The organism is Roseburia lenta (assembly GCF_014287435.1).
Classification (GTDB): Bacteria; Bacillota; Clostridia; order Lachnospirales; family Lachnospiraceae; genus Pararoseburia; species Pararoseburia lenta.
The window spans coordinates 137,449-150,145 of the sequence record NZ_JACOPG010000001.1 but is presented as its reverse complement, the minus strand read 5'-3'; the positions used below and the strand labels follow the sequence as shown (position 1 = coordinate 150,145).

Below are 12,697 nucleotides of genomic sequence, written 5' to 3'. Positions count from 1 at the left end.
TGTATGGATTGATCAACGAATGATCTGATTTTCCTTTACCAGATCTCCCTGCAACACAATGTGGTCGTACAGGGAAAGTCCATAGGTCGTGCCGGTACTGATAATGGCATAATCCTCGTTCTGATATAAGATATTGATCTGCTTAAATACCGCATAGCCCTTATTGATATTATACACGCCCTGTAAAGATGCTGTCTCAGAACCGATGGTGTAGGTTTCCTGCGAATCCGGTTTTAAAATAACGGTATCCTTTTTGACATCCTCGGAATCAATATAGTAATAATCGTCCGTCTCATAATAGATCGTTGGTGCTACGAACTGCGAATCGCCCTTCTTATCCCGCACCATCAGACCGGAAGAATCGGAATCATTTCCCATAAAGAAATAAGCCTTCGGAACAGTGAAAAATTCTTTTTCCACGATAGCACTGTTTGGAATCTTGAGCCCCGACTCCTCATTTAACAAAAGTTCGATCGGGATAAAACGGGAATCCCCATAACGGGCAACGCTATCATCCAGACTCAGCACCAGATAGTAATCGCCTGCCTTTTCCGTGATGCTGCATGCCGCCCAGGTCGTCGCATTGTCCGCGGCAAAACGGATCTCGATATATTCCATCTTCTCGTCCTGGATGATCTTGACCAGGTCTTCGTCGATCGGCATGATCATATTCCAGTCGTCGGAGGTGATGAGTTTATATGCCGGTTTCCCTGCTTCTACACTCTCCTGCGTCTTTAGATTGGTCACGGAAAGATTGCCCGTATCAAAAGATTCTGATGTGACCTGATCCAATGTCAGCCCCTCATAGCCATCCGTCTGGTAGACGACCACACCGGAGGTCGGTGCCGTATAAATGGAAAATTTTCCTTCCTGCGTCGCCTGTTCGATCTGCGGTGCAATCTCTGACATGAGACTATTGCTATAATACTGTTGCAGATTGGAAGAAAGATCTGACTTAAAGGAATAGACCTTCTGGAACTGATTGCTGTCATAATCATAGACAAAATCACCGATCTGCTTTTGTAGGCGGCTCATATCATTATCCGTCAGTGCTGTCGTATCCGTGGCATGGCTCTTTAACTGCTTGGTAATCTCTCCCGAAGTGTCAATAGAGTAAATATTGGATTTGACTCCTACCTGATCCAGATTGGATGCATAATAAAAAATATCTCCGGAACTATCCGCGTTGACAACCTGCTCCTGACGGATTGCCAGCGCCTGATAGATGTAATTCTGTGCGATCGTCCCCTCCTGTACCTCGTAGACCGTGATATTATCCGAAGTCATATAACTGAAGATATGGAAAAGTACATAAATAAAGATAATACCAAAAATGATCAGTCCGATATTGATCTGTATCTGCTTATGAAATTTTATAATATTATCATTTCTTTTCAAAAAACTGCTCCTTGGCATGTATAATCGCGCCTTACCTGTCCCATACTATCTAAAAAGGAGGTTATCATGAAAGGTTTAGATTATACATTACTCACTCTTGTAATCATCGGTGCAATCAACTGGGGGCTGATCGGCTTCTTCCAATTTGACCTCGTGGCCTTTATCTTTGGCAATATGTCATGGCTATCACGTATCATATATGCCCTTGTCGGTCTGAGCGGACTATACATGATCAGTGCCTATGGCAGAATCCGATCCAATTAAACTTTTATCATGTAAAAAGGTGTTCTCATATAACGAACACCTTTTTTGATACCTTTATCTAAAGTGATAAACAAATCTTTGCATTTAATTCTTCCGGCAATTTTTCCTCTTTTTGTGAAATGCTGAGGACAAAATTCACATGGAATGTCTTGCTGATCACGGATAACTTGTCGATCGCCAGACGAAGTCCTTCTGAGGTGTCAATGTATGCCAGTGTGAGAAAACTATCAATAAAGATCTTCTCAATGCTATTGTTCTGCGAGATCACACCACATAAAAATCCGATCAGTTCATCCGTATCATTGATCGGATAATCCGGCATATTGATCATGCGCACACGAGAATCCAACTGGTACATATATTTGGGACTCTTATCAATGTAAACAAGTGTCCCCAGCACTGTTTTGATCTCCTGATTGACGCGCTCCAACATGTGCTTTGTCTTTCCCGTTCCTTTTTCTCCAACAATAATCTCTACCATAGCGTCCACTCCTTATCTGTGCTTTACGATGGTGCTTCTCCGAATGTATATAACAATTCATTCATGAGATAATATAAATTCAGCGTACAATCTGAATTATATACAATAGAAATGATCGGCTGGTTCTGGTCGTTATAAGAGTAAAGAACCAGACAATAGCCAGCTTCGTAGGTCGTACCGGTCTTGCCGCCAACTACGGTAAACCCTGCCGGTGCGCTCTCCTTGCCATTTAGATAACGATTGGTCGAAACCCAGGTCTGTGACTTTGCCTGCCCGTCTGCCCCGGTATAAGAGACATCATAGGACGGCGTACTGATGACCTGTAAAAAAGTCTCATTCTGTACGGCTGCCTGAAAAATCAGATACATATCATAAACGGTCGTATAATGATCGTCCTCATGTAAGCCGTGCGGTGTCACAAAATGGGAATGTGTTGCCCCAAGTGCGGCTGCCTTTTCGTTCATTAACTTTGCAAAGCCTTCTTCACTGCCACCGATCGTCTCTGCTATGGCGATAGCGGCATCATTACCGCTGCGGAGCATCAGACCATATAATAGGTCTTTTAGTGTCATGGCATCCCCTTCCGCCAGATTGGCTACGGAAGAATCCGATGTCTGGTCGGCTGCATGGGCACTGACCGTCACCTGCGTATCTAAGTCTGCCTGCTCGATCGCAACCAGACAGGTCAGTATCTTGGTCGTGCTTGCCGGATACATTTTGCCAAATAAATTCTGTCCGTAGGTACACTGACCGGTCGCCAGATTAAAGACGCCTCCGGCTCCGGCAACATGGGAATCCACCTGATCGATCCCGAAATTGTCCTGATCGGTCACACACAGATTGCTACCGTAAAAAGATACATCCGATATATTATTGACCTTTGTGATCCCGTATTGATAGGAAGTCGTCTCCAGATCATATGATGTCTGATCAGTGCTCTCACTCCCGCAGGAGACAAGCCCCAATCCAAGACAGGCGACTAACAATAGGGAAAGCAGTTTATCGATACATTTCACGCCACTCAAGATCTCCTCTATCTAAGGATTTGATTAGAAGTTCCGCTGTCGCAAGATTCGTTGCCAATGGGATATTGTTGGCATCACAACAGCGTGCGATCGTGTTGACATCCGGCTCATGGGATTTGGCAGTGAGCGGATCGCGCAAAAAGATCACAAGGTCGATCTCGTTGTGCTCGATCTGTGCAGCCAACTGCTGGGTTCCTCCCAGATGTCCTGCCAGATATTTATGTACGGAAAGATTGGTCACCTCTTCGATCAATCTTCCGGTCGTGCCTGTGGCATACAGGTCATTTTTGGATAAAATCCCACGATAGGCAATACAAAAGTTCTGCATTAATTTTTTCTTTGAATCATGTGCTACTAAACCGATGTTCATAATGCAAATCCCCCTAATTTAATATTTTTTCGCTTGTAATCCAACATTTAATACAAATCCCATACCAAAATACATGGTCACCAGGGATGTCAGACCATAACTGACAAAAGGCAGTGGTAATCCGGTATTTGGAAAAAGTCCCGTAACAACGCAGATATTTACAAAAGACTGGAAACCGACCAGGGCTGCCATACCGGAGCAGATCAACTTACCGGAAAGATCTTTTGCCACCTTTGCCGTCTGGATACATTCATAAACAATAAAAAGAAGTAATAAAATGATCAAGACCGAGCCCAGAAATCCCATTTCCTCACCGGCAACCGAAAAGATAAAGTCGGTGTGGGGCTCTGATATATAATTACCGTTCTTGACGGAATCTACACTGTTATTGTAAAGTCCCTTGCCAAAAAACTGACCGGATCCGATCGCCATGATGGAATTCTGCTGCTGGTAAGCCGTCTCGGGATATTCCTCCGGTTTGAGCCAAGCCAAGATACGCAGGCTCTGGTAGCCCTGTAAAATGGAACTTCCCTTGTTTACAATGACAAGAAGTAAAATGGCAATGGCAGGGATCGTGATCCCCAGTACAATGCCGACCAACTTGTAACTAAGTCCGGTCACAAACATAAGGGATGCAATGATCAAAAAGGTAACGATAGTCGTCGACAGATCCGGCTCTTTTACGATCAGTGCCAGTGGAATGGCTGCTAAGATCGCTGTCTGGATGATAAACTTAGGATTATTGATCTCATCCTCATTACGCATCAGATAAGAGGCAAAGAAAAGGATCAGCAGAACCTTTCCAAGTTCCGAAGGCTGGAAACGGATACCAACATCGATCCAACGGGTCGCGCCCTTGGAACTATCTCCTACCAAAAGAACCAGAGCCAAAAGTCCGATCACGGCAACATAGTAAAGCCGCGAGAACTGTAGGACAAAATCATAATCAATCAGTGCCACGATCCCCATGACGATAATACCAAGGATCATACCTAAGATCTGCTTGTTCTGGTAGTCCGCATCAGCAGAGCCGATGATCAAGATCCCCAGGATTGTGAGTGCCAGAATCCCGATGATCAATTTTATATTCAGATTTTTTAATTTGTAAGTTCGAAACATAAACTACTCTCTTCTATTCTGTCTCTTTTGCCGGCATCAGGATGGTCCGACAGATCGGTAGGATCTCCTTGCCCCGGGTCAGAAAATCTGACGGCATAGCGCATTTCTTATGCATATCGGGCAGACTGCCCAAATACTCTGCATGAAAGGCATGTCTTGCCATCTCCTGCAGCCTGCTGCGGTTGCGTCTTTTTGCCATATCAGGTCCCATCTGATTAAAAATAAGACGGGCTGGAAGTCCTTGCTTTTGCAGAACATGGCAAAAGGATAAGGCATCAGCCAGAGAGGCCTGACTCATGGTCACGACCACAAGTGCCTGATCTACATAGGGAAACATAGCCTGATGTATCGGCGTGATCCCTGCCGGCGTATCGATCAAGACAATATCAAACTGCGCCTTTAATTTTTCGATCAGGCAGGAAAAGGCATCTTCCGGTAAGGAAAAATCATAATTCCTGCTGCCCGGCATAATATAAAATGTACGATTGGAATCCAGTGGTAAAAGAGCCTGCCGATAGGAACAAACGCCCTTTAATACATCCACCAGATTATATATGATCTTATTTTCCAAATGAAAATATAAGTCGAGGTTCCTTAGTCCGAAGTCTGTATCCAACATGACAACGGTCTTATCCATGCGTGCGAATTGGCTTCCAAACATGGCACACAGTGTCGTCTTTCCAACGCCACCCTTGCCCGAAGCGACCATAAACACATCGCCCACAACAAATCTCCTTATAAATGTTTTAATAGTCCACTCCGAAGTGGCTCCGCCAGAAGTTCCTGTTCCCAGACAACGACCGCATATGGCTCGCTCTCACTCTTTCTGGAGCGGAAAGACCATTTACTCGCCACCTTGACATCGCCTGCGACCTTGCCGATCTGCATGTGAGCGGCATTGATCTGATTGGCAGCGATATAGCATTTGTCATCCTCAGGATAACCGGCATAAACACTGCCTTCCAGGCTGCCCATAACGATGACATTGCCGGCGGCCTGAACAATCGCCTTTGACTTGACATCACCAAGGATCACAATGCTTCCGTCTGACGTCACGACATCCTTCTTTGTCACACTACCCATAATAATTTTAGCATTCTCATAAATATTTTCATAGTAGAATCTGTCGATTTTTTCTTTCATTTCGATATTCTTTAATTCGTTATCTTCCTCGATCAAAGAAATCGTAATGTCCGAATTTAACTGGATCGCCTCCACGATGACCGCGGCTTCCTCAGCACTGACCGGACGCCCCTCAATGGAAAGCACAAGTGTGGCAGTTCCAAAGAAACTGCGCGATGTGGCAAATTTTTTGCAGATCTCCCGCACTAATTGTTCAAAAGAAATCTCCCGATCCAAAACCAGTGTCAGTCCATAAGGACTGCTCTTGATCACTACAGAATCTTTTTTAACCATAAGCGCCTCCCTTTTAATCTGTCACACTGTTGGTGGTAGTCTCTGTGTTGGCACCACTCTGCGCAATGTTTTCCAGCGTCTTTTCGCCGAAGTAATAAGACATGATCTCAGCCGCAACAACGGATGCATTGCTGGATCCATATCCATGTGCGATACGGGTCGCAACCGCGATCTCCGGATCTGTATATGGTGCATATCCTACAAAAAGAGCGTGGTTTGGTCGAAGCAGGGACTCCTGCGCCGTACCTGTTTTTCCGGCTGCCGCAACGCTGGTTCCCTTAAATGCCGACAGGTCTTCTACGACCATACGAAGGCCGGAATTTAAGGTCGACCATTCACTGTCCGTCAATGCCGTGATCTGATTTTTCACAGATGGACTGTATGTTGCAACGGTCTCTCCGCTCGCCGGATCCTCCACATGGTCTAAAAGTGTCAGATCGTAGACAGTTCCGCGGTTGGAAACTGCCGTGATATAACGTGCCAATGAGATCGTCGTAAAGTTGTTATCAGACTGACCGATGGCAGCCATGACTGGGAATTCCGTTGCCGGTGTCGGCGTAGACTCATCGATCTCTACGCCCGTCTTGGAATCCAAGCCATACATAGATGCATATTTGGCAAGTTTTTCAATACCCTGACTGTCATTATAATTATTGCTGTTGCCACCAGCCAGATCATACCCCACTTCATAAAAGAAATAGTTGCAGGAAAAACGCAATGCCTCAGCCACATTGATCAGACCATGTGTACTTCGCGGATAGATCCAACATTCCGGTTTATTGCTGACTTTTTCAAACTTACCCTGATCCAGGATCTGGGTTGAAGTCGTAATGACATTTTCTGCAAGCCCGGCGGTCGCACTGACGACCTTGTAGGTAGAACCCGGTGCCGTCTTCTGCTGGGTCGCATGGTTATAAAGCGGTTCCGACTTACTGTTGGTCAGATAAGCATAATAGGTAGAATCCACCGAATTTGCCAGTTTGTTGTTGTCATAGCCCGGATAAGAGACACAAGCCAGAACCTCGCCGGTCTTTGAATCAATGACGACAGCAGATCCGGAACAAGGATCCAGTCCCAACTGCCCCGGTGTGATCTCAAGGTTCTTGATCTTATCCAAGACAAAACTGTAAGCAGAGATACGACCAGACAAGAGTGCATCGTGTGTCGTATCATCCTCCGGCAGAACGCCCTGCTCATATAAAAGAGCACACAACTGGTTGCCGGATATCATATCCTGCTGAATAGCATATTTGTAGACCAGTTTTTCAAAAGATGCATCGGTCTGCAACTGATCCAAGACATAGTCAATCAAAAGACCGTACAATTCATCCGTATCCACATACTTGGTATCTTTTGCATATTTTGTAATGTCGATCCAGTTCTGCTCGATCGCATAGAGTAAGTATTCGTTGACACTCAAAGACTCACTGGTCCATTTGGTCTGCATCTCATCCGAGGCGTCGATCGCATCTTTATCAAAAATGCCCTGTTTTTTCAGATAGGTCACAATGTAAGTCGCATAATCCTGATATTCCTCGGACAGATCCTTATAGACCGTACCGGTGGTCGGCTTAAGCTGGCTTTGCAACTGGCTGAATACATCCGCTGTCTTTTTATCATAAGCAGACTTTACTGCCCTCTCTGTATCCGTTGCATCCGCATCGGAAAACTTTGAGGTATCGATCAGGTTGTTATTGATAAAGGAATGATAGACATCATAGACCGGGATCATGATATCCGATTCTTCTCCTGTCGTATGATAGGTCTTGATATTGGCGATCTTGGAATAGACAATACTTGCGATCTCTTTTTCCAGAGCGCGATAGGTCGCCTCCTGTAGATCCTTGTCGATCGACAGATAGACATCATCCCCGGATTCCGGCTCCTCATAATCCGATACCTGGATCAGATTACCGACACTGTCTACATAAAGTTTTTGTTTGCCCTTGGTACCGGACAGATAATCGTTCATGACCTGTTCGATGCCGGATTTACCAACTACATCCGTCAGTTCGACGGAATCGTCATCCTTCTTTTTTTCGTTGTATTCATCAGTAGAAATGGTACCGGTATAACCGATGATATGTGCAAAATACTCGCTGTCTACATATTTACGGATCGAAGTTTCCTTGATGTCTACGCCGGTCAGTTCATTGCTGTTTTCCTTGATATAGGCAACAGACTCATCACTGACATTGCTGGCTATGGTCGTAGCAATATATTTCTGATAAGAATTCTGTCCGATATTGTAACGCACGATACAGATCTTATAGCGCATTTCTCCATCATATTTGTCGGAAATGTTGTAGCGTTCCTCTCCCATCAGATAGTCCATGATCTGATCCGGTGTGGCTTCCGCTTCATCAAATCCCAGTTTGTCATTGTATTCCAGATCATCAATGCTTGCATGTCCAAAAACATCCGCACGGAAACGCTGTAATGCTGTGCCGCTGTCATTGACAAAGGAATATTGACCGGAAGAAGACCGCGTAATACCAAAATTATTGTCAATACTGTCACCGTTCGCCTCGATATGGGTGATGATGTCAGAAATCTCCTGGTTCATCTTTTTATTGCGGTCTTTTCTGTTCTCATAAGTGCCGTTGTCTTCAATGGTAATGGCGTAGGCAAGTTCATTGTAGGCAAGGAGTTTGCCATTGCAGTCGTATATGTTGCCACGGGTCGCTGCGATCGTCTCATCCTTTTCTACAGTCAGGTCATAATTTTCCTGATAATCGGCACCGCGGACGATCTGCAAGACAAAAAGACGGGTGATCAGTATGCCCGCAAGCAAAACCATAACAGCCGTCAATACACGCAAACGCGACGTAAATATTCGATTCGTCAAAAAATCTTTTATTTGCTCAAACAAGTTTTCTAGAACTCCTTTTATTATCTTTGTCCAATCGCTGATTGATCTTTAAGATGACATAATAAATCGGGATGGCAACCAAAATCGTATAAGTGACCTCCGGTAAAATAAGGTTGGTCAGATAAAAGAGGAAGTCGTATCTTCCACGGAATAAAAACAGAACGACAAAGACTGCAATCCCATAGATCAGGTCACTCAGACCGATCAGGGCAAGCGGTAATTTGATATCATCACCAAAGAAGATCTTCTTGAACAGACCACACAAAAATCCCAGATAAAGATAGAGGATCGCATATAATCCAAAAGTCGTACCGCTAAAGAAATCCAAAATCAGTCCACTGCAAAAGCCTATGATCATCCCTTGTTTGCGTCCTCGCATCAATCCGTAAGAAGTGATGATGATGACCATGATATTGGGTGTGACACCTCCCAGTTCCATGTGTGGGAACACGGTCGTCTGCAATAAAAATCCTACAATGACGATAGCAAGAACCACAAGAATATATTTTATGATACCCTTGATCTCCATGACTACTTACCTGTCTCCTTTAACTGCATGATCACAAGCACATCCTGTAAATGTTTAAAATCGACCACCGGTGTGATCTCGCCCGATTTGGTCAGATTGTTATTGTCCTCTGTGATATCTGTCACATAGCCGATCAAAAGTCCTGGCAGATACTTGTCACTGATGTTGCTGGTAACAACAGAATCTCCTGTGGAAACCTTATCCTCACTGTCTTCTAAATTAGAAAAAGTGATCATGTTGGATTCCGTCATGGACTTGAGATTACCGGATACGATACAGTTGTCATTGTTGGATAAGATCATACCGCTGACATTGCTGGTATCATCGATAATAGCACGTACTACCGCATAATTCTTGCCCACGTCTGTCACGATGCCGACCAGTCCGCTTCCTGCGATGACGTTCATATCTACCTTGATCCCATCCTTGGAGCCTTTGTCGATCGTAAAGGTATTAAACCAGTTGCTGGTTCCCTTGCCGATCACGTGTGCCCCGGTCGTCTTGTAGTCTGCATAAGTCTGATCCAGATCATACAACTCCCGCAAAGTATCCAGTTCGGATTGCTGCAATCTGGTATTGGTCAGTTGTGTGGAAAGTTCGTCTATCTGCTCCTGTAACTGCGCATTCTCTGCGATCAACTGCTCCTTGGTCTTGGTATCATCACTGTTGATGGAGATAGATTCACCCACATAGTCCAAGCCCTTTTGCATTGGCACAAAGACATAGTTACAGATGGTCCGTATCGGTTCTCCCGCATAACCGGTCGCATAGCCGGCAAAGAGCAGCATGATACAGATCACCGTCAAAAGCAATAAAATATATTTACTTGGAAAAGAAGATTTTCCTCTGCGCTTCATAAAATCCTACCTTTATTTAAAAATTCTTGTTCGCATACTATAGCCAAAGCGTTTGTATTTGGCATCTGTCAAAACTTTTTCCAGTCCCAGAGCCGTTGTCTCTTTTGCATGCTCACTAACATTAACCTTAATGTTTGTCACTTCTGTGAACAGATCGGAAAGATCTGCGATGGCTGCACTGCCACCGGTCAGATAAATACCGGAATACACGATATCTTTTGCGAGTTCCGGCGGAACCTTCTCCAAGATCATCTTGATGGAATTGCAAAGATTTTCCAGATCAGACTTGATACCGTCATAAACGGTAGATGCCTGCACTTCCATTTCGATCGGCAGACCGCTTACCACATCACGTCCGACTACCGTCATAGAAGCCTCTTTGCCAGGCATTGCACTGCCGATATTCTCTTTTAACTGACAGGCTGTCTTGCGTCCGATCAAAAGATTAAACTTGCGCTTCATGTGTGTCACGATGGCATCATCCAGATGATTGCCGCCAAATGGCAATAATTCTGTCAGTACCAGTCCGCCCAGGGAAATCACAGAGATCTCTGTCGTATCGGCGCCAAAATCAACGACCATGACACCGGTCGGTTCTGTGATATCCAGATCCATACCAATGGCATCTGCCAGTGGCTTTTCACATAAAAGCACACTGTGTGGCTTGGTCTTGGAACGGGCAAACATATCGTAAAATGCCTTTTTTTCTACCTCTGTGATGTCGGTAGGAACGGCAACCACGATGTCCGATCCCTTGATCCTTGCCTTTGCTTTCTTTTCTAAGACCTCAAATAACATGGTCTGCATATTATCAAAATCAGCGATCACACCAGATACGATCGGAAATGAGACAGCGATCGTCTCCGGTGCCTTCTCATACATAGAATATGCATCATCGCCATAGGCATACATCTGATCTTTGTCTACAATGGCGATGGTATTTTTCACATTGATGATCTCACTGCTGTTGCTGCTATAAATTTTAAGGTTATTGGTTCCCATATCAATTCCATATGAATTGCTCATTTGTTCTTCCTCCGTTGCCTTTGTCAAAACGTTCTTGGCTACATTATTTTATATTAGCATAATTAAATACCCTTAACAAGATTGGCATCATAAAGTTTTTGCAGTGCCATCATGATACCGAGTTTGCCGTGATACCAGGTAAGTCCGCCCTGGAAAAAGGCTGTATATGGCGGGCGGAGCGGTCCGTCTGCGCTGAGTTCGATGGAAGATCCCTGGACAAAAGCACCTGCCGCCATGATGACCTGACTGTCATAGCCCGGCATATCCCACGGCTCCGGTGTCACATAGGAATCTACCGGTGCTGCTGCCTGGATCCCCTGGCAAAAAGCGATCAATCCTTCCGGCTTTTCAAAAGTCACTGCCTGAATGATGTCATGTCTGGACGCACTACCGTTCGGGATGACGGCAAAGCCCAGTCGTTCAAATACATTTGCCGCAAAGATGGCACTCTTTAAGGCTGCGTTTACCACCGTTGGAGCCAGGAAAAATCCCTGGAAGAAAGACTGCATCATGCCAAGGGATGCACCGACTTCCTTGCCCAGTCCCGGTGAGGTCAGACGGTATGCCGCATTTTCGACACATTCTTTCTTTCCGACAATATAGCCGCCGATCGGTGCCAGTCCACCGCCCGGGTTTTTGATGAGGGAACCGACGATCATATCAGCGCCGACTTCCAGTGGCTCTCTCTTTTCTACAAATTCGCCATAACAGTTATCGACCATACAGATGACATCCGGCTTGACCTCCTTGATAAAGGAGATCAACTGACCAATGCGTTCTACCGATAATGTTGGTCTGGAAGCGTAGCCCTTAGAACGCTGGATGGTCACGAGTTTTGTGCGGTCATTGATGGCATTTCTGATCCCATCAAAATCAAATCCGCCATCGGCAAGCAGATCGACCTGGGCATAGGTCACACCATATTCTGCCAAAGATCCCTTAGACGGGCGGATACCGATCACCTCTTCTAAAGTATCGTATGGTTTTCCGACCGGGGATAAGATCTCGTCACCCGGACGGACATTTGACATCAGTGCCAATGCCAGCGCATGTGTCCCACAGGTGATCTGCGGACGTACCAGTGCGGCTTCTCCTTTAAAGCAGGTCGCATAAACCTCCTCTAAGGTATCACGCCCCAGATCGTTATAGCCATAGCCGGTGGTTCCGTTAAAGCACTCGGCACTCACGCGGTGTTTCTGCATGGCTGCCAGCACCTTCATCTGATTGTACTCTGCAACCTCATCCAGTTTTTCAAATCTATCTTTGAGGGATGCCTCCACCTCCAGACAAAAATCTGAAACGGCATCCGCGATCCCAAAGTTTTTATACATTTCTTTCAT

General features: G+C 45.3%; 13 protein-coding genes. 1 reads left to right on the top strand and 12 read right to left on the bottom strand.

Annotated elements, in window-relative coordinates; translation table 11 throughout:
- Positions 1–12: 12 nt before the first annotated feature.
- Complete coding sequence (locus H8R94_RS00715; protein WP_118281215.1) at positions 13–1,398, bottom strand: HlyD family efflux transporter periplasmic adaptor subunit; 1,386 nt, start codon at positions 1,396–1,398, stop codon at positions 13–15.
- Between the two features lie 66 nt (positions 1,399–1,464).
- Between H8R94_RS00715 and H8R94_RS00710 the strand changes: the two genes are divergently transcribed.
- Positions 1,465–1,662, top strand: a complete 198-nt coding sequence (locus H8R94_RS00710) for a DUF378 domain-containing protein (protein ID WP_118281216.1) — start codon at positions 1,465–1,467, stop codon at positions 1,660–1,662.
- Between the two features lie 58 nt (positions 1,663–1,720).
- Here the strand turns inward: H8R94_RS00710 and H8R94_RS00705 are convergent, their stop codons facing one another.
- The 11 genes from H8R94_RS00705 to H8R94_RS00655 all read right to left on the bottom strand — a co-directional run bounded on the left by H8R94_RS00705 (position 1,721) and on the right by H8R94_RS00655 (position 12,688).
- Positions 1,721–2,143, bottom strand: a complete 423-nt coding sequence (locus tag H8R94_RS00705) for a twitching motility protein PilT (protein ID WP_186853596.1) — start codon at positions 2,141–2,143, stop codon at positions 1,721–1,723.
- Positions 2,144–2,166: 23 nt separating this feature from the next.
- Positions 2,167–3,159, bottom strand: a complete 993-nt coding sequence (locus H8R94_RS00700; protein WP_186853595.1) for a D-alanyl-D-alanine carboxypeptidase family protein — start codon at positions 3,157–3,159, stop codon at positions 2,167–2,169.
- Positions 3,143–3,538 (bottom strand): methylglyoxal synthase, encoded by a 396-nt coding sequence (gene mgsA / locus H8R94_RS00695; protein ID WP_118281219.1) that lies wholly within the window; start codon positions 3,536–3,538, stop codon positions 3,143–3,145. Before mgsA ends, H8R94_RS00700 begins: the two co-directional genes overlap by 17 nt.
- An 18-nt stretch (positions 3,539–3,556) precedes the next feature.
- Positions 3,557–4,657: an FtsW/RodA/SpoVE family cell cycle protein gene (locus H8R94_RS00690; protein WP_118281220.1), complete on the bottom strand. Its 1,101-nt coding sequence runs from the start codon at positions 4,655–4,657 to the stop codon at positions 3,557–3,559.
- A 13-nt stretch (positions 4,658–4,670) separates the two neighbouring features.
- A complete protein-coding gene (locus H8R94_RS00685) occupies positions 4,671–5,381 on the bottom strand; it encodes a nucleotide-binding protein (RefSeq protein WP_186853594.1) in 711 nt (236 codons plus the stop codon).
- A gap of 11 nt (positions 5,382–5,392) precedes the next feature.
- A complete protein-coding gene (locus H8R94_RS00680; protein ID WP_118534800.1) occupies positions 5,393–6,073 on the bottom strand; it encodes a septum site-determining protein MinC in 681 nt (226 codons plus the stop codon).
- A 13-nt stretch (positions 6,074–6,086) separates the two neighbouring features.
- Entirely contained in the window at positions 6,087–8,945 is a 2,859-nt protein-coding gene (locus H8R94_RS00675) for a penicillin-binding transpeptidase domain-containing protein (RefSeq protein ID WP_243098644.1), read from the bottom strand.
- Complete coding sequence (gene mreD, locus H8R94_RS00670) at positions 8,938–9,474, bottom strand: rod shape-determining protein MreD (protein WP_118534801.1); 537 nt, start codon at positions 9,472–9,474, stop codon at positions 8,938–8,940. The genes H8R94_RS00675 and mreD overlap by 8 nt, the downstream gene beginning before the upstream one ends.
- 2 nt (positions 9,475–9,476) lie before the next feature.
- Positions 9,477–10,331 carry a rod shape-determining protein MreC gene (mreC, locus tag H8R94_RS00665; protein WP_118534802.1) on the bottom strand — a complete coding sequence of 285 codons (855 nt, stop codon included), beginning with the start codon at positions 10,329–10,331 and terminating at the stop codon, positions 9,477–9,479.
- 12 nt (positions 10,332–10,343) lie between these two features.
- The gene (mreB, locus tag H8R94_RS00660; RefSeq protein WP_118281225.1) at positions 10,344–11,357 is read right to left on the bottom strand and encodes a rod shape-determining protein; all 1,014 of its coding nucleotides are present in this window, start codon (positions 11,355–11,357) and stop codon (positions 10,344–10,346) included.
- A gap of 62 nt (positions 11,358–11,419) precedes the next feature.
- The gene (locus H8R94_RS00655; protein ID WP_408638998.1) at positions 11,420–12,688 is read right to left on the bottom strand and encodes a methionine gamma-lyase family protein; all 1,269 of its coding nucleotides are present in this window, start codon (positions 12,686–12,688) and stop codon (positions 11,420–11,422) included.
- Positions 12,689–12,697 lie beyond the last annotated feature (9 nt).

Bases quoted from the DNA above. Each gene is read 5' to 3' on its own strand.
- H8R94_RS00710 (WP_118281216.1), top strand. From the start codon at position 1,465: ATGAAAGGTTTAGATTATACATTACTCACTCTTGTAATCATCGGTGCA.
- H8R94_RS00705 (WP_186853596.1), bottom strand. From the start codon at position 2,143: ATGGTAGAGATTATTGTTGGAGAAAAAGGAACGGGAAAGACAAAGCAC.
- mgsA (WP_118281219.1), bottom strand. From the start codon at position 3,538: ATGAACATCGGTTTAGTAGCACATGATTCAAAGAAAAAATTAATGCAG.
- H8R94_RS00690 (WP_118281220.1), bottom strand. From the start codon at position 4,657: ATGTTTCGAACTTACAAATTAAAAAATCTGAATATAAAATTGATCATC.
- H8R94_RS00680 (WP_118534800.1), bottom strand. From the start codon at position 6,073: ATGGTTAAAAAAGATTCTGTAGTGATCAAGAGCAGTCCTTATGGACTG.
- mreD (WP_118534801.1), bottom strand. From the start codon at position 9,474: ATGGAGATCAAGGGTATCATAAAATATATTCTTGTGGTTCTTGCTATC.
- mreC (WP_118534802.1), bottom strand. From the start codon at position 10,331: ATGAAGCGCAGAGGAAAATCTTCTTTTCCAAGTAAATATATTTTATTG.
- mreB (WP_118281225.1), bottom strand. From the start codon at position 11,357: ATGAGCAATTCATATGGAATTGATATGGGAACCAATAACCTTAAAATT.
- H8R94_RS00655 (WP_408638998.1), bottom strand. From the start codon at position 12,688: ATGTATAAAAACTTTGGGATCGCGGATGCCGTTTCAGATTTTTGTCTG.